This is a genomic window from Burkholderia sp. HI4860 (genome assembly GCF_002223045.2).
In the GTDB taxonomy this organism is placed as follows: domain Bacteria; phylum Pseudomonadota; class Gammaproteobacteria; order Burkholderiales; family Burkholderiaceae; genus Burkholderia.
In genome coordinates this window covers 2,785,130-2,805,278 of the sequence record NZ_NKFO02000003.1, presented here as the reverse complement: position 1 = coordinate 2,805,278, position 20,149 = coordinate 2,785,130, and the positions used below count along the sequence as shown (strand labels likewise).

Here is a 20,149-nt window from a genome sequence, read left to right as displayed (position 1 = left end):
CAGGGGTTCGGCTTAGATGTCCGCTTCGACGTCGTTGCCCTTTTCCTCGAGCCAGCCGCGTCGCGCGGCTGCCTCGCCCTTGCCCATCAGCATCGTCATGCGTGCGACGGTCGCCTCGTAGTCGAGCTCGCCGAGCTTCACCGGCATCAGGCGGCGCGTGTCGGGGTTCATCGTCGTATCCCACAGCTGCTCGGCGCTCATTTCGCCGAGACCCTTGAAGCGGCTGATGCTCCATTGCGTCTCGCGCACGCCGTCCTTGCGCAGCTTGTCGAGGATCGCCTCGAGTTCGCCTTCGTCGAGCGCATAAAGCTTCTGCGCGGCCTTCTTGCCGCGCGCGGGCGCGTCGACGCGGAACAGCGGCGGGCGCGCGACGCACACATGGCCGCGCTCGATCAGTTGCGGGAAATGCTTGAAGAACAGCGTGAGCAGCAGCACCTGGATGTGCGAGCCGTCGACGTCCGCGTCCGACAGGATGCAGATCTTGCCGTAGCGCAGGTTCGACAGGTCGACGCTTTCATCCGGGCTGTGCGGATCGACGCCGATCGCGACCGAGATGTCGTGCACCTCGTTGTTCGCGAACAGGCGGTCGCGTTCGGTTTCCCACGTGTTCAGCACCTTGCCGCGCAGCGGCAGGATCGCCTGGTATTCCTTGTCGCGGCCCATCTTCGCGGAGCCGCCTGCCGAGTCGCCCTCGACCAGGAACAGCTCGTTGCGCGCGATATCTTCCGTCTCGCAATCGGTCAGCTTGCCGGGCAGCACCGCGACGCCCGAGCTCTTGCGCTTCTCGACCTTCTGGCCCGCGCGCGTACGCGCCTGCGCCTGCTTGATCACGAGTTCGGCGAGCTTCTTGCCGTGCTCGACGTGCTGGTTCAGCCACAGCTCGAGCGCCGGGCGCGAGAACGACGACACGAGCTTCACCGCGTCGCGGCTGTTCAGGCGTTCCTTGATCTGCCCCTGGAACTGCGGATCGAGCACCTTCGCGGACAGCACGAACGACACGCGCGCGAACACGTCTTCCGCGAGCAGCTTCACGCCCTTCGGCTGCAGGTTGTGCAGTTCGACGAAGCTTTTCACCGCCTGGTAGAGACCGTCGCGCAGGCCGGATTCGTGCGTGCCGCCGGCCGGCGTCGGGATCAGGTTCACGTACGACTCGCGCACGAGCGAGCCTTCCTCGCTCCATGCGACGACCCACGACGCGCCCTCGCCTTCGGCGAAGGTGTCGTCGCCCGAACGCGAATCGGCAAAGCGCTCGCCTTCGAACAGCGGGATCAGCAGCTCGCTGCCGTTCATTTCGTCGAGCAGGTAGCCGCGCAGGCCGTCTTCATACTTCCACGTCTGGCGCTCGCCCGACTTCTCGTTGACGAGCACGACCTCGACGCCCGGCAACAGCACGGCCTTCGAGCGCAGCAGGCGCTGCAGCTCGCCGAGCGGCAGGTTCGGCGAATCGAAATACTTCGGATTCGGCCACACCTGCACGCGCGTGCCGGATTTCTTCTCGCCGCGGCCCGCGGCCTGCGTCGTGAGCGGTTTGACGACATCGCCTTCGGCGAAGCCGAGTTCCGCGATCTTGCCGTCGCGCCAGACCGTCACGTCGAGGCGCGTGGCCAGCGCGTTCGTCACCGACACGCCGACGCCGTGCAGGCCGCCCGAGAACGTGTAGGCGCCGCCCGCGGCCTTGTCGAACTTGCCGCCCGCGTGCAGGCGCGTGAATACGATCTCGACGACCGGCACGCCCTCTTCCGGGTGCATGCCGAACGGGATGCCGCGGCCGTCGTCCTCGACCGAAACCGACTGGTCGGCGTGCAGCGTGACCGTGATCTGCTTGCCGTAGCCGCCGAGCGCCTCGTCGGACGCGTTGTCGATGACTTCCTGGATGATGTGCAGCGGATTCTCGGTACGGGTGTACATGCCGGGCCGCTGCTTGACCGGCTCGAGACCCTTGAGCACCTTGATCGATGCTTCGCTATAGGCCGCGCTGGGTTTCTTCGTTGACATAGGCGCTGAATTTCGTCATTCATCGGGACGTTGTCCACACCTGGTGTGGATAACGTCGTGGACAAAACGTTGAGTTCCGTAAAAAAGCGAATCGAAACAACGGTGTGCTTGGACTGCTCCGAAAGCGGGCGCGCGGCGTGCGCTGCGCTGCCCGGGACGCGCGGTATTTTACTGGTTCCGCGTGGCACGCCAATCGCGGAATCGCGCGCAGCGGCCGCCGGCCGCGCGACGCGCCTGCGTTTTACGCGGGCTTGCGCTTCGCTTCGAGCGTTTCCCACCGTTCGAGCGCTTCGAGCAATTCGTCGTCGATCGCCGCGAACCGCTCGGTCAGGCGCGTGCCTTCCTGCGGATCCTTCGCGAAAATCGAGCCGTCTTCGAGCCGCGCATTGATCGTCTTCTGCTCCTCTTCCAGCGCCGCGATCTTCTCCGGCAGCGCATCGAGTTCGCGCTGCTCGTTGAACGACAGCTTCACCGTGCGTTGCGTGTTACGGCCCGCGGCGCTTTTCGCCGCCTCTTCCTTGACCGGCGCGGCTTCCTTGACCGCACGCTTCGCGGCTTCCTGCTGCGCGAGCTGATCGGCGCGCGCGCTCTGGATCTGCCAGTCGCTGAAGCCGCCCACGTATTCGCGCCACTTGCCGTCACCCTCGGCCGCGATCACCGACGTCACGACGTTGTCGAGGAACGCGCGATCGTGGCTGACGAGCAGCACCGTGCCGTCGTAGTCGGCCAGCAACTCCTCGAGCAGTTCGAGCGTCTGGATGTCGAGGTCGTTGGTCGGTTCGTCGAGCACCAGCACGTTGGCCGGACGCGCGAACAGGCGCGCGAGCAGCAGCCGGTTGCGCTCGCCGCCCGACAGCGACTTCACCGGCGACCGCGCGCGTTCCGGCGCGAACAGGAAATCGCCGAGATAGCTCATCACGTGCTTGCGAACGCCGCCGATCTCGACCCATTCGCTGCCGGGGCTGATCGTATCCGCGAGGCTCTTTTCCTGGTCGAGCTGCGCGCGCATCTGGTCGAAATACGCGACCTGCAGGTTGGTGCCGATGCGCACCGTGCCTTCGTCGGGCTTCAGCTCGCCGAGAATCAGCTTGAGCAGCGTCGTCTTGCCGGCGCCGTTCGGGCCGATGAAGCCGATCTTGTCGCCGCGCATCACCGTCGTCGAGAAGCGATCGACGACCGCGCGGCCGCCGTAGCGCTTCGTCACGTCGGTCAGCTCGGCGACGATCTTGCCGGATTTCTCGCCCTGCGCGACATCCAGCTTCACGTTGCCCAGCGTGTTGCGGCGCTCCGCGCGCTCGTTGCGCATCTGCACGAGCCGCGCGATGCGGCCGACGCTGCGGGTGCGGCGCGCTTCGACGCCCTTGCGGATCCACACTTCTTCCTGTGCGAGCAGCTTGTCGAACTTCTCGTTTTCCACGCGCTCGATTTCGAGCTGCTGCGCCTTGCGCGTCTGGTACGCGGAGAAATTGCCCGGGTACGACAGCAGCCGGCCGCGATCGAGATCGACGATGCGCGTCGCGACACGGTCGAGGAACGCGCGATCGTGCGTGATGAACAGCAGGCCCGCGCGCTGCGCGACGAGCAGTTCCTCCAGCCAGCGGATGCCGTCGAAGTCGAGGTGGTTGGTCGGTTCGTCGAGCAGCAGCACGTCGGGCTGCAGCACCAGCGCGCGTGCCAGCGCGACACGCTTCTGCATCCCGCCCGACAACGCATCGACGGGGGCATCGATGTCCGCCAGGCCGATCTGCGCGAGCGTCATCGACACGCGCGTGCGCCAGTTCCACGCGTCGTGCGCATCGAGCGACGACTGCAGCGCGTTCATCCGCGCGAGCAGCGCATCGTGCTCGGCGCCTTCGGGAATATCCGCGAGGCGGTGCGCGATCGAATCGTATTCCTCGAGCAGTTCGCGTGTATGCGCGAGCCCCGATGCCACTGCATCGAACACCGTCGCGCCCGGCTCGAATTCGGGCTCCTGCGGCACGTAGACGGTCACGAGTTCCTGCTGGCGCGTGACGAGCCCGTCGTCGGGCTTCGCGAGCCCGGCGACGATCTTCAGCAGCGACGACTTGCCCGCGCCGTTGCGGCCGATCAGGCCGACGCGCTCGCCGGCTTCCAGCGAGAAATCCGCGTGATCGAGCAACGCGACGTGACCGAACGCGAGCTGCGCGCCGGAAATGGAATAGAGCGACATGGGGAGACGGCGAAGAGAGGAATCGGAAGCGCCCATTGTACCGGTCGCGGGCGGCGTTACCGGCATGGCCGGACGGATAAGGCCGGCAAACGGGTTGGGAGGCGGGTTGGGACGTGCTTTTGGCGGCCAGCGGGCGGCGATCGACGCCCAACGACGCGATGCGATGGCGCGCGGGGCACGGCCGGCTGCCGGTAGCGGACGTCGGCCGCGAATTCTTAGCGAAAGGGCCAACGTCGGCCGGCGGCCTGCAGCCGGCCGATCGACCATTCCGCGCCGGGCGCCTCGGGCGCCCGGCGCGGCACATGCGATTACTTCACGTTGATCGTGATCGTCGAGCTCAATTCGGGGCCGTACGAGCGGTGCACGCCGTCGCCCAACTGCAGCGTCAGCGTGTGCTGGCCGGGCGGCAGATTGATGTCGGTTTCGGTCTGCGCCTTGCCGAAGTGCAGCGAACGCTCGCTCGCGGGAATCACGTCGCCCTTCGGAATCGGCCGGCCGTCGATCAGCAGGTGATGATGGCCAGTATTCGGCGTGTTGTCGCCGGCCGGTCGAAGCTCCATCCCTTCAAGCCCGAACTTCACATGCACCGGGTTCGACACCGTCGCGCCTTCGCTCGGCGCTTCGAAATACACGCGCGCCTCGGCCCGCGCCATCGTCGACACGGCCATCGCCGCCACGCATACCGCACCTGCGATCCACTTTCTGTTCAGCATCGCATTCTCCTTATGATTGGACAGCCCCGGAAGCATACACCGCACGCACGGCAGGCGTGTTTCGGTTGCGTTGTTCGCGATGCGTACGTTTAAAACGACGTTGCGGAGCCGTTCGACGAAATTCCGGTACCATTGCGCCTTTCGTCCGCCGGCCACGCCGCGGACGGCATCACCGGATTTCCATTTTCCCGAGTGCTACATGAGTGAAGTAACCGAATACCAGAGCTGGGTCTGCCTGATTTGCGGGTGGGTCTACAACGAAGCGGAAGGGCTGCCCGACGAAGGCATCGCGCCCGGCACCCGCTTCGCCGACATTCCCGCCGACTGGCGCTGCCCGCTGTGCGATGTGGGCAAGGAAGATTTCGTCGTCGTCGATTTCTGATTCGCTGACACGCTGATTTCCGATCGCGGGTAATGACGCGATCACGCGCGTCGGCATGCATTCCGCCCCGCCGACGCGCTGCGCGTTTGCTATACTCTGCGCGCTGTCCACACTGCCGTCCGGTTCGCGTTTTTTGCGTTTCCCCGGACATGGCGCTCCCCGTAGTTCAATGGATAGAACAAGCGCCTCCTAAGCGCTAGATACAGGTTCGATTCCTGTCGGGGGGACCAAAGATCCTCCAAAGCTTCACCAGCTTCGCCACAAAAACCCCGTCATGCTTGGCTGTTCGGGGTTTTTTGTTGCAAACTTCCACCAGCGACCACCAGTGGAAACAACCCCCGTCTTGGGGTTGTTTTGGGGGCTTCGCAAAACACCCCCGTTAAACAACCCCCGAGGCACCAGCAAATGGCGCTTTCCGACCTCAAGGTCCGCACAGCCAAGCCCGCCGAGAAACAGCAGAAGCTTTATGACGGCGGCGGACTGCTGCTATTGATAACGCCGGCCGGCGGCAAGCGATGGGTTCTCAAGTACCGCGTCGACGGCAAAGAAAAGAGCCTGGCGCTCGGTACGTATCCGGAGGTATCGCTCGCTGAGGCACGGGTTCGCCGCGATAGCGCGCGCGAAAAGCTTGCCGCAGGCATCGACCCGGGCGAAGCCAAGAAAGCCGGCAAGCGAGCAGCGCAACTGGCTGCCGCCAGCTCGTTCGAGATAGTCGCGCGCGAATGGTTTGAGACCCAGCGTGGTGGATGGTCCGAGGTGTACGCAGGCAAAGTCATCAACTGCCTTGAAGTTGACGTATTTCCTCGACTCGGCGCCCGCCCTATCGCGAGCATTGATGCTCCCGAACTGCTGGCGATCATCCGCACCGTCGAATCTCGAGGCGTTCGCGAGACGGCCAAGCGGGTACTGCAGCGATCGCGTGCCGTGTTCCAGTACGGCATCATGACCGGCCGCTGTACTCGCAATCCGGCGGCTGACATCGACGCCGAGACCGTCTTGAAGAAGAGCACCGGTGTGCAGCATATGGCGCGCGTGAAAGCGACCGAGATCCCGCAGCTCATGCGCGACATTGACGAATACTCGGGCGACCTGGTCACGCGGCTTGCCTTGCGGTTCATGGCGTTGACGTTCGTGCGGACAAAGGAAATGATCCAGGCGGAGTGGCCAGAGATCGACGTCGATGCTGGGGAGTGGCGGGTGCCAGCGGAGCGCATGAAAATGCGCGACCCGCACATTGTGCCCCTTTCTCGGCAGGCGCTCGATGTGCTCGCCCAGCTCCGCACGATCAACGGCCAGCACCGGTTCGTGTTCTACAGCGTACAAGGCCGCAGCCACATCTCAAACAATACGATGCTGTATGCCCTGTATCGGATGGGTTATAAATCACGCATGACCGGGCATGGTTTCCGCGGCCTTGCCGCGACAGCGCTGCGCGAACTGGGATATAGCCGCGACGTCGTCGAACGTCAGATGGCGCACGCAGAACGCAATCAGGTCACTGCCGCCTACGTCCACGCTGAGTATTTGCCGGAGCGGCGCAAGATGATGCAGCACTGGGCCGACCGCCTCGATGAATTGCGTTTGGGTGCGGCAATCCTTCCGTTTCCGTCTCTCGGGTAAAGAATTCCTGTGCGACGACACGCTGCCACGTCTGAAGGATTGATGAAATGACAGAGTTGACGTTTGCCGAACCGGGCGACGACCTTCCGCCGCACTTGTGCCCGCTTTTCATCATGGCGGCTTATCCATACATGCAAATCGAGGATCAGCAAATCTTCGCTGAAGGATTCGCGCGACTCACGAACGCACTGATTATCGCCGGCACGAAGGGCGAGATCGCTGTCTTTCACCCGAAGACATTGCTGCCCTACGATGCCCACAACGCAGGGTTCGAAGACGAACCGAGCGCCGTTACTGCAGAGTGGGTCGCACGGATCAATGATGTGCTTCGTTGGTTCGTGGAAAAGAACATCGAAGCTGCAAAACCACTCGTCGACACGATGGCGGCACATGTCGAGATCAAGAAGCCGATGCCTGTCGACCGACGCACACAAATGATAGAAGCTCTCGAGCGTAATGGCGGAAACAAGACGAAGACGGCGACTGAGTTCGGCATCAGTCGTCAGCGCCTCGCTCAAATAATCCGACAGGAATCTCCCCAGTCAGTTGAGCGCAAGGGTCTTGCGCTCGTTCCGCATGACCCTTTCGGTGTAACGTCAAAAACCAAGTAGCGCCGTCATTTTCTACTCGCCCTAGCCGCAAGGGGGCCTTGCGGCCGCCAAATGCACTCCTCAAACAACGCACAAGGAGTGCAATGTATGTCGACGCGTCAAAATCTAGCAGACACCCTTCCGATGGATGGATTCTCGCGCTGGAACGACCTGAACAGATTCGTTCCCTTGAGCCGGGAGAGTGTGCGTCAGCGTGAACTGGCGGGTAGATTTCCGAAGAGGCAGTACCTCACGAAACGTTGTGCTGTCTGGTCGAATCGAGAAATTCACCGTTGGTTCGCCGATCCGCTGAACTATCGCTCGGAGGGCTGAGCGATGGTGACGACCCCACAAACGCAAAAGGGCCGCGACTCCGGCAAGAGCGCGACCCAGACGACCCGAGGAAATGATACCTCGACGCTGGCACAAGGTGGCTGCTTTCTCGACGTCCACCGTAGCGCGTCGGAACGTCTCCGCGTCCAGCTTCGCCAGTACCGCGGCCGCGAGTTCCTCGACGTGCGCTGCTGGTATCTGGATAGCGGCGGCGAATACCGCCCGAGCCAGAAAGGCGTCACCCTCAACCCGTCTCAGCTTGCCGAGCTCGTCCAAGCGCTGATGATCGCCGGCCGGGCGTTCGATGCGAGGGAGATGCGCTGATGAAAACCCTGAGCGCATTCGCCTTGACGAAGTACCCATCGGGTATTAAATTCCGTCTCATAGAGCCGCGCAATCCGCGTGGTTCGAAACTCCGAGAGGAATGATCCATGAAGACCCTTCTTCGTGCGCGTACGTACGCGCCTAAAAAAAATGACTCAATACGCGCCCCCTTCGCCAGAAGATCTGGAACAGCTCAAGGAGCAATTGGGCCTGAGCAGCGGCGAGATGGCCGAACTGTTCAGCCTGGCCAATGGCCGTCAGTGGCGCCGGTATTTGTCCGAGGATCCGAACAATCGTCGCGACATGGGAATGCACATGCTGTTCTTTGCGATGGCTCGGCTCGAGCTGGATGCGGAGACGTTCGATCGGATCTTGAATCGAATGCGCAAGGTCGGCGCGACGATCGAGCTGGACAGCGAGTAACCGCCGGCGGCGCGCTTACCGCCGCCATCCCGACCCCATCAACCGATCAGTTCGACCTTATACCGAGCTCCTGGCGCACCGGCCGACACGCGAAACCGACGCTGAACGTCAGCCCGGATCTGTTTGCGATTGCCGGCACCCGCGCCGCTGAAAACTGGTTGGCAACTCGCCCGACGGCACGCCCGAACCGGTGGTGTCGGGCGGCATTCGACAACCTCGTCGCGGGCCTCGGGCGCATTCCCTCTTATGCAGACTGCCTCGCAGCATTCGAGCGCTCGTTCAAGCGCCGCATCGAAGCTGCTGCCCGAGCGGACCGTCAAGCTGCGGAGGTACGTGCATGAACTCGACCGTCCTCGACATCATCCGTCGCGCGCTGCGTGACGCTGCCCTTTCGGATCGACCGAACGACGCTATCGACGTTCTCGGTGATGCGCTGCTCGACCTGGATAAACTCGCCCGCGCGGAGGTGCTCCATGGCTAAAAACAGTCGCGACGCGGGCAAGTTCCTGCGTGTCCCGGGTGTAAGCCGAGACTGTGCTATCAGCGGCCGAGCGATATTCGGCCTGTCTGTCGATGCTGATCACTTCGAGCCCGAGCAATTCGAAACCGTCCTTCCCTTGCTCACGCAGATGTTGCGGGAAGAATACGAACTCGCGCGGATTCGTGTCGCTGAACGCCGTGCCCGTGCGGAGGCGTCTACATGAATAAGCCCTATCCGATCGATGTCGGCGCCACCGAGGATCTTGTGCTGATCAGTACTGACGCACCGATGGCCGACACTCTGCAACAGGCGTCCGACACGCTCGAACAAGCTCTCTCGATCCTGCTCGAAGAGGCGATGAACAGCAAAACGGCAACCCTGTTCGGTGTTGTGACGCTTGTTCAACTCGCGAAGGGAGTGGTCGAGTCAACCATTGGTCGCGCACTCGTCATCGATAAACAGGGGACCGGTCATGCGTGAGCTGAAATGCAAGATCGGCGATTTGGCGATCGTGACGCGGCTTCCGGTCGCAGAACGGATCGGATTGCTTGTGCGCATCGTCGAGTCCAGTCCTGAACTCGAATACGACTGGCTGGTTGAGTTTCAAGGATCTGGAGTATTGGGCCGCGACATTCGGTCGAAACGCGTCATGCCTTGTCGATTTGGCCTCTTCCATGACTGGAATCTGACGCCGATCCGCGGTGACGAGCTGATCGACGAAGTGGAAAAACGGGAGGAAATCCATGAATAACCTCCGTTGTCGCCCCGGCGATCTGGCCCGCATCACGAGCGCATGGAATACGCTGCTTGTCGGGAAGATAGTTCTGGTTCGGTCGGCATATACCGACAGTGAATGGCTAGTAACTCTCTTGGACAATCCCGCATTGAGCATACGCGAGAATCGAATCGGCTTCGTCGTAACGCGAGCGTTCATCGCTGACGACTGGTCGCTTGAACCGCTTCGCGATGTGGAGCAAGCCAACGAGCAACATGAAGAAAGCGCATTTCAGCGCATGTATAGCGCTGAGCAGTCCTCAACAGACAAGGCGGCCGTATGAACGATTCACCTGGTATCTCGGGCACCGAGAAGCTCGACACATTGGTCAGTTCCCTAGTCGCGTACAGCTCGGCCGTGGACGAACTTGAAGAAATGACCTTTACATGCGGCGCCTTTTGCGCAGCAGGTTGGATTGTCGACACGCAGGAAGCCCTTCCGGTCGCCATCGGTGAAGCCATGTCGTTGATCGAGTCTGCTATTGCGATAGGGTTCGCTGGCCTGTCATCCAGCACGAACGCAATCGACTTTTCATCTGAGCTTTTCCGGGAAGGCTTCCTCGCCATGGTGACCGCCTATCCCACATGCGGCTTCGTGCTGTTGACGGAGGGTCCGTGAACTCAACGAAAGCTGAAAGCATCCGAGCGCTCGTCAATTCCATGATCGAACGCGAAATTGAGCGCTGCAAGAAACAGATGGGTGACCGTGAGTGGGAAAAGCACAAAGAGTGGGTGACAGCAAACATCGTGGCTGCCGCCAAGATCTGGCTCAACCGGACGGCAGCGGAGGGCCTGCTATGACGGACCACCTTGCCGATTTTGCTCTCGATGATGAACTCGAGGCGAGTCGCGTCGCGGCAGCGCGCTCAGCGTTCTTTGCGCAGGCCCGCGGCGTGAATAACGAAAAGGCGCGGCCGGCTGTAACGATCTCGCGCGCTTCTGCCATTGTGCCGGAGGCCATTCGCTGGCTTTGGCCGGATTGGCTCCCGGAGGGGAAATTGGCCTTGCTGGCCGGATCGTCGGGAACGGGTAAGACGACCCTGGCCATAACATTGGCAGCGACCGTCACAACCGGCGGCACCTGGCCGGACGGATCGGCCTGTAATCGTATCGGTGATGTTCTCATATGGAGCGGCGAGGACAATCCCGCCGATACGATCGTTCCTCGGCTGATGGCGGCCGGCGCTGATCTTGATCGGGTGCATATCATCACGGGCCGCACTGACGAGAACGGGGAATTGCTTCCATTCGACCCGGCTGCCGATATGCCTCTGTTATCTGAACGGCTGGCCGACATGGACGCAGCGCGTTTGCTGATCCTCGATCCGATCGTTTCCGCAGTCTCCGGCGATGCCCACCGTGTCAATGACGTGCGAAGAAACCTCCAATCGCTAGTTGATATGGCAAGCATGCACGGCTGCTGCGTACTCGGCATTTCGCATTTCGCCAAGGGTACCAAGGGCAGTTCCCCTGCCGAGCGTGTTATTGGCTCTCAGGCATTCGTTGCCCTCGCCCGCATGGTGCTCGTTGCCGGCAAGGATGAGGCAGCCGAGCGCCGGATTTTGGCCCGCGCGAAATCGAATATTGCCCCGGACGACGGTGGTGTGTCGTATGTGCTCGACCGAACGGAAACGAACGGTATACAGGCAAATCGAGTTGTTTGGGGAGCACTGATCGACGGCTCCGCCCGCGACATTCTCGGTGACGTTGAGCAAGACGACGAAGAGCGCACAGGGCTGGACGAGGCCTGCGAATTTCTGGCAGGCCTGCTGTCGGATGGACCGGTCCGAACGAAGGTTCTGAAAGCTGATGCTGACGGTGCCGGTTTCAACTGGAAAATGATGCAGCGCGCCGCATCGAAACTCGACGTCCAGAAACGCAAAATTGGAATGAAGGAAGGATGGGAATGGGCGCTCGCGAAGGAGACAGCCCTCGAAGAAGACACGAAGAATTCCACTCTCTATACCGTGTCCTCTTCGGTAGGTCATGTCCCCTTCGGCTCTGGCAACGGTTTGCGGGCGGTCAATTTTGGTGGTTCTCCCGAAGGGGACATTGCCAAGGGAGTGTCGCCTTCGGAGAATTCTTCGAAATGTTCAGGCGAAGAATCGGAGACAGACCTGTGAACGCCATCACAATTGTCAACAAAGCGAAAGCTATGGGAATCCGTCTGAGCTCAAACGGCGACAAGGTGAAACTGCGCGGGCCGTCTGACGCAATTGCCGTCATCAAACCAGAGGTCGCTGCTCATAAGTCGGAAATTCTCGCCTATCTGAGAGCGTCGGAAGTCGAGGGTGCGGAGACTCCCGCCGATTGCGCCGGGGCGCTCCGTGAGCCTGGCGCCGGTCTATATTTGCCGTGGATGCCCGCCCTCGATCCGGAACAGCTGCAATCGATGCAGCGGGAACTATCCAACGTCGTCGACGAACTCGCGCGGCTGGAACGTTGGCCAGACGATGATTACGACATCATCATCGGGGCTATCAAGCGCCAACCTCCTTCGACCTTGCGCCCGGATCTTGCACACTTCCGTGAGCGGCTTCGGGTTGCTCGACTCGAAGTGGAAACCAGGCAGGCAGCGAGCCGGCGAGCATGGAGGTTCGATCGGTGATCGCCGTCAATACATGCAGCCAAGAATCGGCAACGAAGGAAGGATTCGTCAGTTTGACAACATGGGATCATATGTGGATGCGGCAGAACTCCGCTCGCCTCGAAATACGACCAGAGGGGTAAATGATGATCGATGGATTGGTAAGCGGGCGCCTCTACGGTGAAGCCCAGATCGGGACAGGACAGAACGGAAAGCGATTCGTGACGTGCAAGGTGCGTGCGACCGCTGGCGACGGCAAGCCAATAGTCGTGAATGTAATCGCGTTCAACGACGACGTGCAGACCGCACTGCTTGCTCTCGGAGACGCGGACAGCGTGTCGCTCTCCGGCGCGCTCACGCCGAAGGTTTGGACTGACAAGAATGGCCTCGTGAAGCCGGCACTCGACATGGTCGCTCACGGGCTTTTGACGGCGTACCACGTGCAGCGCAAGCGGAAGTCCATTCATTCGCCCACGTCAGATGGGCACACGGCGGCCGGCACGGAAGAGGACCTTTGAGGGAAAAATGAATTTCTACACGCTCACGGAGGCCGCCACGGAGATCGCGGCGGCGCTCTATCCTGCCGATGCTGACGACGACAGCAACGATCCGCGTGGCGATGTCCAGCAGCGCTACCTCGCCGCACTTCAGAACGCAGTCTGCGAAAACGAGATCGTCTATCGCGAGCCGGATGGCAGGCTGCCTATCAGGCAAGAGGGAATCGCCGCCTTCATGACCTCGCACTGGTGCGTCATCAGCGTTGCTGATCTCAACGCATGGCTCGACCGCGCCGGAGTTGGCATTCAGTTGCCGACAGGGCCGCGCGACGATACCGCGCACGCTTGGCAATCCGCGACGCCAGCGGAGCAGGCAGACGAATGGCCTAAGAGTGTCGAACTTGCAAGCGCTCTAGGACCTTTCATTAGTCGCACCAACGGCCTGGATTGGCTGCAGAAGAGATTGAGCGACGCAGAAGACTATCCCGCTCTGAAAAAATATCGAAAAATGGAAAAAGCCAAGCGGGTGGCGCGCTGGAATGTCGTCGGCGTGGTGCTCTATCTGGTTGATGCGAAAGAGCTATCCCCGGGAGATGCCCGAGCCGCACTGCAAAAGCACTACCCCCGCTCAGTCGACCTTATTGGCGACCTAGGTCTTCCCAAGAAAACGACTTCGGCTGCCTGGTATCCGAGAGACAACGATTAATCATATGGCCTCACTACGGTGACACTACGGTCACCGTACGGTCGCTCTGACCGACTACCGTAACTAGAGTGTCCTCAACATCTTGCGACCGCCTCACGCGGGCGCCCAGACCGAGAGGACTCTATGCCACGCCCCCACCAGTCCGGTATCGCCGCCCAGACGAAGCCCAATCTGAGCATCGACGCTGAGACGATCAGCAATCTGCGCGAGTTGCTCGACCAACGTAAGAAACTCGACGACGCGGTCAATGCTGCCCCGTCGGAAATCAAATTCCTCGAGGACGAGCTCTCGAACCTTCGCCAACAAATGGCGGCTCTTGATGCCGAAGTGGTGCTCATTGACGAAGCGCAGCTTCCCGCCAAGCAGAAGCAGATCAAGGTGCTGGACGGCAACATCGCGGAGAAAGATTTCGCTGTACGTCGAGCGAAGGCGCGTATCGAAACGCTCGAAGCACTGGCGCCGGGCCTCGACGAAAAAATCGAAATTGCCATTGGCTTCGTCCGCGTCGAGGCCAGTATCGCGTCGCAGTCTCTGCGGTCCGACATCGCCGAAGAGCTGCGCGACAAGGTCCACGAACTGCAACTGATTTACGCGAAGGTTCGAGCACTGAATGGTCTCGTGCGAGATGACCGCACGTCGGATTTCCTGCAGAGCGCACTCATTCCCGATCTCGATCATTGCATGCGTGTCACTACACGTTCCGGCACCTACGAAAATTCCACCAACTTGCTAGAGCTCAGGAACGACGACACCGCAAAAGCGGAGACGCTGATTTCCGAAGCGATGCGACCGATCACGGACGTGTTGGCGCTCGCGCGGAAGCACCGCCCGTATGTGCCGCTTGCCAAGCGCCCCGCTCCATATGTCCGCAAGGGTGCGTGGGACGGCCCCGGCGGCCGCATCGATCGCCCCGAAGAACCCGAAGAACCGCCGGTGCAGATGAAAACGATCGAAGAGGCCCTCGCCGAGCCGTACGAAATCAAGGGCGATTCCAGCGGCTTCCGGACATGGAGGCACGCTCAAGAAATGAACATGACCGCCGCGATCACCGACGCGCAGCAGTCCGCCGAGCAGTGAGGGATGAACTCTGGGCCCCAGCCGGCGGTGGGCTGTAACACCGGCAACTGCTGATGCTTTTGGAAGCGGGACCTCTCCCAGCCTCTCCGGGCTGGGTTCTAACGCGGCAGGCGGCAGTAACTCGAATAGGACTACTACGCGCTTTGGCGTGCACTGGAGAAAATTGATGAAAATGAATATGGGCGGCCGTGTCACGCCGCATGACCAGATCGTCCAGCAGGACGATCAGTGGCCGCGGAACTTGCTCTCCCGAGCGATCGGCGTCACGCTGACTGTCCTCGCTTTCGTCGCCTCCCCGGCGTTTGCGCAATTCGCTCCCGGTCAGGTTCTCCGGGCCGTCGATCTCAATAATTCGATTTCAAAACCGGCAATCATCGGCGGTTCGATCGACGGTGCGCCAATCGGCGCGACAACGCCGAATTCCGGGAAATTTACGTCCCTCTCTGCGACGGGCGCGGCTACGCTAAACTCGCTTTCCAGCTCGGGCGCCACTATCACCGGCGGCTCCATCAACGGCGCTCCGATCGGTCAAAGCACGCCGGCAGCGGGTGCATTTACGTCGCTGGCGGCTGCCTCTGGTGTATTCACCGGCCAGGTCAGCCTGGGCGGCTCGGCCGGCGCTGAAGCGTTGCGTGCAGTTACGGCCGCCAGTGCAGTCAACTGGGTGCAAGTTTCTGGCGCAATAACTGGCAATGGGCCGATCCTATCGGCCCAAGGCAGCGACACTAATGTCAATTTGAACCTGCAAGGGAAGAATTCGGGTTCGGTCGTCATCGGGGCTGGTGGTGGAACCCAGGCAGTCGTTGCCAATGTTGGATCCGCCGTCAACTACCTCCAACTTCAAGGCGCCGCAACCGGTGGGGCGCCTGCAATTTCGGCACAGGGCTCGGATTCGAACGTCAACCTCGTTCTCGGTGCGAAGAGCGCGGGTGCGATCGTTTTGACCACGTCAGGTGTAACGCAGGCTGCGGTAACGAACACACCGTCGGCCAATCGCTACCTGACATTCACGGGGTCGAACGGCGGAAATCCGACGATCGGAGCAAGCGCAGGAAGCGTCGCCATTTCTCCCGGGCTCGATGCTTCGCCCATCGGCGCTGTTACGCCGAGCACCGGTGCATTCACGACGCTTGCTGCTTCTGGCGCGTTTTCGGTCAGCTATCCGAGCCCGACGCTCACCATCAACGATTCGGCGGGATCAAGCGCTGCGTATCTGAATTTCGGTAAATCGGGTTCGACTGCGTGGTCGGTTCATGCGAATTCTGCCGGCGGCCTTTACGTCGACCGGTACGTTTCCGGATCCTATGCCGATACTCCATTTTCGATTTCCACATCGACCGGGCTTGCGACGCTCGTTGACGGCCTGTCGGTTACGGGAACGGTCAGCGGGTCCGGTTTCGACAACTACATCACTAGCGCCAACACGCGTGGCCTGATCGATTCGATGACCAATGCCAAGGCATATGGCGCATTGGGGAATTCGAACGGCTCGCACGGCAATGGCAACGATGACACGACGGCGCTGCAGAACGCGCTGAACGCGTCGGCAAACGGCATCCTGCATATCCCGTGCGGAACGTATCGCATCACCGCTTCGTTGGTGGAGTCTTCGACAAACAACTACTGGATCAAGGGCGACGGGCAGTGCACGAAGATCTTCAATGATTCGGCAACCCCCGTTTCCACGTTCGTGTTCAACCCGAGCTCGCCGAACGGCAACGTCAATCCTACTGTTCGGGTCGAAGGAATCTACTTCTACAACCCGTACGTGACGGGTGCTGGCCAGACCGCTGTCTCATTCGTCAATGAAGAACGCCCGTATTTTCTGAACAACATCATTTACGGGTACCAAGTGGGGGTGAATTTCACGTCCACCTATGCTCCTGTCATCGATCACAACACGTTCTTCCGTACCGTCGGATCCGCGATCGATTGTTCGATCGATACGAGCTGCAACAGCGCGACCATCAGCCAGAACGGCTTCTTTACGAACGGTCTCGTCAACTCGGCTCCGGCCATCAACCTGAACACGCCTTCGAGCCTCAATGCGATCTCCATTACCGGAAACGACATGGAGGCGAACTACTCCGGCATTCTTTTTTCGAACGTGTTCGGAGCAGTCGTCTCGGGGAACTACATCGAGAACCAAACCGCCTGCAACCTGTGTTTCAACTCCGGAAATTCATCGATCGACTTCAATGGCAACTGGTTGGGTGCGTCGCCGTCGCTGACGCTTACTAACGGCCTGTCGAACAGTACATTCCAATACAACGCCACCTACAACTACGCGATCACGCAGGGAACGTCGACGAGCGTTCGGCAGATCAACAACACAGCGGTTGGCACTGGTGGAATTTCGCTTCCTACAGTTGGCCAGCTGAATAGCAACACGACGTCAGGCACGTCGATGACCAGCAACACCCCCACCAACTGCACGTCGATCACGCTGCCGGCCGGCACGTGGGATGTGAGCGGTAGTGTGCAGTTTTCGCCGGCGTCGACGACGGTCGTCAACTACATGCATTCGAGCATCAGCCTGACATCCGCAACGGTGGCACCACAGCCGAATCGAGCTGATGTTGGCGGTATCAGTGCAACGGGCAACACCGTTGGGTCGATGTCACTGTCGACGCCGGTCGTGCGCGAAACCTTCGCGACTTCGACGCCCGTGTACCTGGTCGGAAATTCGACATTTTCGACGAGTTCTATGGCGTGCAATGGTTACATTCGCGCCGTGCTGGTTCAGTGAAATTTCGTGATCTACAACTAGGAAATTCGAATGTTCCAATACGATGATCCGACGGCGTCAGCGTCGATGCCGCCACCGGCCGCACCCGGAACGGCAGGATTTTTCACCGACGGCAGCCCCGCGGGCGGCGTGCCTGCGACCATCCTCCGAGCAGACTTCATGAATTCGGTGATGATGGAGTTGCTCAATATCGTCGCAGCAGCCGGCATCACTCCGAACAAGACTGTCAACAGTCAGGTTTTGGCAGCGATCCAGGTGTTGTTCCAACAGGGCACGCCAGGGAGACTGCTCCGGATCACTCCCTATACGGGAGGGACTTTCACCTGGAACAAGGGGGCGGGCACGACGGCTCTCCGGGTTCGCGTACAGGCTTGCGGCGCTGCCGGCGGCGGGTCACCTGCCACTGGTCCGGGGCAGGTGTCGATCGGCTCGGGTGGGAGTGCCGGGGCATATGCCGAAGCATGGATCACGGGCGCATCGGTACCTGCCTCCGCCACCGTTACCGCACCGGTGGGCCCGAATGGACTGTCTGGCATCACGGGCGCGAACGGCGCCTCGGCATCGTTTGGTGCGCTTGTGACTGCCCCCGGCGGGAACGGGGGTCAGAGCGCTGGCCCGGCTGTTCCGCCCTTCCCTCCCGCCTCCGTGACGGTGACGGGGGCGCCGTCAGGCGCGAATGTAGTCGGTGTGCCGGGTGCCGCTGGCGGATACGCCTTCGCCGTGGCGACGACTTGTTTGGCCGCTGGCCAGGGAGCAAACGCTGAAGTCGGCGCGGGTGCACCGGCCGTGAGTGTAGGTTCGAACGGTGCACCTGCAGCTGGATACGGCGGCGGCGGCGGCGGCACGTCGCAAGGTCCGAACGCCGCTGCGTTGACTGGCGGCAAGGGCGGCGACGCCATTGTGATCGTCGAAGAATACGGGAGCGTCTAAATGGCATCCCCCTCTTTCAGCATAACCATCAATGCAGTGGACAAGGCGACGGCGGTCGCCAAGCGCGTCAATGAATCGATCGCGAAGATCACGAAGCCGATCGCAGACGTTAAGTCGTCGGTAGCGGGCTTCAACAAGGAAACTGGCCTCGATCAGCTCGGCAAGAAATTCGAATCGGTCGGCAAGTCGGCGCAGACCGTCGCGCGCAGCGTCGCGTCGATTGCGCCTCCGCTTGCGGCGATCGTTGGCGTTGGCAGCGTGGCCGGCATCGCTGCGTTTGCGACCAGCTGGGGCCGTGCCGCTGCGGAGATCGCCAACACGTCGAGCGTGATCGGTGTCACGACGACCGACCTGCAGCGCTATCGCGGCGCGGCTCGCGTCGCGGGCCTGTCTGCGGACGCGATGACAAGCAGCATGCAGTCGCTCGGTGACGCGTTCGAGGATGCATCGGCGGGTCGGAACAACTTCGTTGCCGGCGTCCTCTCCGACAAGGGGATCGGCATTCATCGCCTGAAGGATGGCACGATCGACGTCGTGCGTGGCCTCCATGATGTCGCGGCGGCGGCATCGAAGATCACGAACACGCAGGCACAGCGGAAATTCCTCGATATTTTCGGCCTGGGCGGTATCCAAGCGATGATTCGCCGCGGCACGATCGACCAGTTCGTCTCGAAATTCGATGCGCTTCACGCGACGATGTCGCCGGAGCAGATCGCGCAGGGCGAGAAATTCAACCAGTCCATGATCGCGCTCGATGCGTCGGTCGATAAATTGAAAAATTCGGTCGGCTCGGCGCTTGCGCCGGCTCTCGGCCGAGCTGTCGACGAGTTCGCGCGTCTTGCTGACGATTACGGTCCGAAGATCGCGCATTGGATCGACAACGTCGACTGGGACAAGACCGCGAAATCGATCGCTGGTGTAGGCGAGGCCCTCGGGGGCGTCAAGGGCATCGCGCTTGGGATCGCTGCGGTCACATTTGCCGGCCCGATCGCTGGACTTGCATCCCTAATTGGGAAGGCAACAACGCTCTCCACGATGCTGATGCCGCTGGCGGCTAATCCGATCGTCGCCGGAGCTCTCGGTCTGGTATACAGCCAGGGGCTAAACCAGGGCGAAGGAGATACGCGCCTGACTCAGCCCGGAGACGTATGGGACGGTGATCCGATTGGGTCAAAACGCCGAAACGGCGCCGCGAAAGACCCCATGACACCCAATGTCGTCAAGTACTTCATGATGAAGGGATGGACTCGAGCGCAATCGGCCGGCATTGCCGCGAGCCTATGGCCGGAAAGTGGATATAACCCGCGTGCCGTCGGTGACAACGGGCACGCGTACGGAATCGCACAGTGGCACGAAGATCGCCAAGCTGCGTTCAAGAAACTCTTCGGCATCGACATTCGCAAATCGACGCTCGAGCAACAACTTGACTATGTCGACCACGAACTCCGCTACGGTCCGGATAAGGGGGCGCAGCAGGCCGGCATCCAACTTATGGCACAAGACTCACCAGTGGGTTCTGGTGGGGTTGTGTCGCGACTGTATGAGCGTCCGAAGGATCCGCGGGAAGAGTACCGACGCGGGCAGATAGCAGCTGAGATTGATTCGGCGGTACGGTCGAGCTATACGACGCAGAAACTCGAGGTCACGATCCATATGCCAGGTGCGCCGCACGGCACGCGCGCGAGCGTGCACTCGAACGGCGAGGTCATGGCAACCGGTCAAATCGGTCACTCGTTGCTCATGGGCCCGTGATGCCCAACGAAGGCCGGCCTGAGGC

The 20,149-nt window shown here is 61.2% G+C and carries 24 protein-coding genes and 1 tRNA gene; 22 read left to right on the top strand and 3 right to left on the bottom strand.

Annotated elements, in window-relative coordinates; genetic code table 11:
- Window positions 1-12: 12 nt before the first annotated feature.
- The 3 genes from parE to CFB34_RS28375 form a co-directional block, all read right to left on the bottom strand.
- The gene (gene parE / locus CFB34_RS28385; protein ID WP_089440737.1) at window positions 13-1,995 is read right to left on the bottom strand and encodes a DNA topoisomerase IV subunit B; all 1,983 of its coding nucleotides are present in this window, start codon (window positions 1,993-1,995) and stop codon (window positions 13-15) included.
- Between the two features lie 241 nt (window positions 1,996-2,236).
- Window positions 2,237-4,186, bottom strand: coding sequence for an ATP-binding cassette domain-containing protein (locus CFB34_RS28380; protein ID WP_089440738.1), 1,950 nt, complete (start codon window positions 4,184-4,186; stop codon window positions 2,237-2,239).
- A gap of 308 nt (window positions 4,187-4,494) precedes the next feature.
- A complete protein-coding gene (locus tag CFB34_RS28375) occupies window positions 4,495-4,899 on the bottom strand; it encodes a DUF4399 domain-containing protein (RefSeq protein WP_089440739.1) in 405 nt (134 codons plus the stop codon).
- Between the two features lie 199 nt (window positions 4,900-5,098).
- Here CFB34_RS28375 and CFB34_RS28370 point away from each other — a divergent pair, with 199 nt between their 5' ends.
- From CFB34_RS28370 to CFB34_RS28265, 22 genes are all read left to right on the top strand, one after another.
- On the top strand, window positions 5,099-5,281 hold the full coding sequence (locus CFB34_RS28370) for a rubredoxin (protein ID WP_006398668.1): 183 nt from the start codon (window positions 5,099-5,101) through the stop codon (window positions 5,279-5,281).
- A 155-nt stretch (window positions 5,282-5,436) separates the two neighbouring features.
- Window positions 5,437-5,511 (top strand) — tRNA-Arg (locus CFB34_RS28365).
- A gap of 175 nt (window positions 5,512-5,686) precedes the next feature.
- The gene (locus tag CFB34_RS28360) at window positions 5,687-6,901 is read left to right on the top strand and encodes an integrase arm-type DNA-binding domain-containing protein (RefSeq protein ID WP_089440740.1); all 1,215 of its coding nucleotides are present in this window, start codon (window positions 5,687-5,689) and stop codon (window positions 6,899-6,901) included.
- Between the two features lie 47 nt (window positions 6,902-6,948).
- Window positions 6,949-7,512, top strand: a complete 564-nt coding sequence (locus CFB34_RS28355) for a helix-turn-helix domain-containing protein (RefSeq protein ID WP_059668535.1) — start codon at window positions 6,949-6,951, stop codon at window positions 7,510-7,512.
- A gap of 87 nt (window positions 7,513-7,599) precedes the next feature.
- Window positions 7,600-7,824 (top strand): AlpA family phage regulatory protein, encoded by a 225-nt coding sequence (locus tag CFB34_RS28350; RefSeq protein ID WP_179243651.1) that lies wholly within the window; start codon window positions 7,600-7,602, stop codon window positions 7,822-7,824.
- A 3-nt stretch (window positions 7,825-7,827) separates the two neighbouring features.
- Window positions 7,828-8,148, top strand: coding sequence for a transcriptional coactivator p15/PC4 family protein (locus tag CFB34_RS28345; protein WP_089440742.1), 321 nt, complete (start codon window positions 7,828-7,830; stop codon window positions 8,146-8,148).
- Between the two features lie 150 nt (window positions 8,149-8,298).
- Entirely contained in the window at window positions 8,299-8,571 is a 273-nt protein-coding gene (locus tag CFB34_RS28340; RefSeq protein WP_089440743.1) for a transcriptional regulator, read from the top strand.
- A gap of 337 nt (window positions 8,572-8,908) precedes the next feature.
- Window positions 8,909-9,052 carry a hypothetical protein gene (locus tag CFB34_RS28335; protein WP_179243652.1) on the top strand — a complete coding sequence of 48 codons (144 nt, stop codon included), beginning with the start codon at window positions 8,909-8,911 and terminating at the stop codon, window positions 9,050-9,052.
- Complete coding sequence (locus CFB34_RS28330) at window positions 9,045-9,275, top strand: hypothetical protein (RefSeq protein ID WP_089440744.1); 231 nt, start codon at window positions 9,045-9,047, stop codon at window positions 9,273-9,275. Before CFB34_RS28335 ends, CFB34_RS28330 begins: the two co-directional genes overlap by 8 nt.
- Window positions 9,272-9,532, top strand: a complete 261-nt coding sequence (locus CFB34_RS28325; RefSeq protein ID WP_089440745.1) for a hypothetical protein — start codon at window positions 9,272-9,274, stop codon at window positions 9,530-9,532. Before CFB34_RS28330 ends, CFB34_RS28325 begins: the two co-directional genes overlap by 4 nt.
- Window positions 9,525-9,803, top strand: coding sequence for a hypothetical protein (locus tag CFB34_RS28320; protein WP_089440746.1), 279 nt, complete (start codon window positions 9,525-9,527; stop codon window positions 9,801-9,803). Before CFB34_RS28325 ends, CFB34_RS28320 begins: the two co-directional genes overlap by 8 nt.
- Entirely contained in the window at window positions 9,796-10,110 is a 315-nt protein-coding gene (locus CFB34_RS28315) for a hypothetical protein (protein ID WP_143329461.1), read from the top strand. Before CFB34_RS28320 ends, CFB34_RS28315 begins: the two co-directional genes overlap by 8 nt.
- Window positions 10,107-10,445 carry a hypothetical protein gene (locus tag CFB34_RS28310; protein ID WP_089440747.1) on the top strand — a complete coding sequence of 113 codons (339 nt, stop codon included), beginning with the start codon at window positions 10,107-10,109 and terminating at the stop codon, window positions 10,443-10,445. The genes CFB34_RS28315 and CFB34_RS28310 overlap by 4 nt, the downstream gene beginning before the upstream one ends.
- Complete coding sequence (locus CFB34_RS28305) at window positions 10,442-10,627, top strand: hypothetical protein (protein WP_143329462.1); 186 nt, start codon at window positions 10,442-10,444, stop codon at window positions 10,625-10,627. The genes CFB34_RS28310 and CFB34_RS28305 overlap by 4 nt, the downstream gene beginning before the upstream one ends.
- The gene (locus tag CFB34_RS28300; RefSeq protein ID WP_089440748.1) at window positions 10,624-11,949 is read left to right on the top strand and encodes an AAA family ATPase; all 1,326 of its coding nucleotides are present in this window, start codon (window positions 10,624-10,626) and stop codon (window positions 11,947-11,949) included. Before CFB34_RS28305 ends, CFB34_RS28300 begins: the two co-directional genes overlap by 4 nt.
- A complete protein-coding gene (locus CFB34_RS28295) occupies window positions 11,946-12,434 on the top strand; it encodes a hypothetical protein (protein ID WP_089440749.1) in 489 nt (162 codons plus the stop codon). Before CFB34_RS28300 ends, CFB34_RS28295 begins: the two co-directional genes overlap by 4 nt.
- A gap of 125 nt (window positions 12,435-12,559) precedes the next feature.
- A complete protein-coding gene (locus tag CFB34_RS28290; RefSeq protein WP_089441314.1) occupies window positions 12,560-12,931 on the top strand; it encodes a single-stranded DNA-binding protein in 372 nt (123 codons plus the stop codon).
- Window positions 12,932-12,938: 7 nt separating this feature from the next.
- Window positions 12,939-13,616: a hypothetical protein gene (locus tag CFB34_RS28285; RefSeq protein ID WP_089440750.1), complete on the top strand. Its 678-nt coding sequence runs from the start codon at window positions 12,939-12,941 to the stop codon at window positions 13,614-13,616.
- A gap of 123 nt (window positions 13,617-13,739) precedes the next feature.
- On the top strand, window positions 13,740-14,693 hold the full coding sequence (locus tag CFB34_RS28280; RefSeq protein ID WP_089440751.1) for a hypothetical protein: 954 nt from the start codon (window positions 13,740-13,742) through the stop codon (window positions 14,691-14,693).
- 166 nt (window positions 14,694-14,859) lie between these two features.
- Window positions 14,860-17,442, top strand: coding sequence for a hypothetical protein (locus tag CFB34_RS28275; protein WP_143329463.1), 2,583 nt, complete (start codon window positions 14,860-14,862; stop codon window positions 17,440-17,442).
- Window positions 17,443-17,472: 30 nt separating this feature from the next.
- A complete protein-coding gene (locus tag CFB34_RS28270) occupies window positions 17,473-18,372 on the top strand; it encodes a hypothetical protein (RefSeq protein ID WP_143329464.1) in 900 nt (299 codons plus the stop codon).
- Window positions 18,373-20,124, top strand: coding sequence for a phage tail tip lysozyme (locus CFB34_RS28265; protein ID WP_089440754.1), 1,752 nt, complete (start codon window positions 18,373-18,375; stop codon window positions 20,122-20,124).
- The last annotated feature ends 25 nt before the right edge of the window (window positions 20,125-20,149 follow it).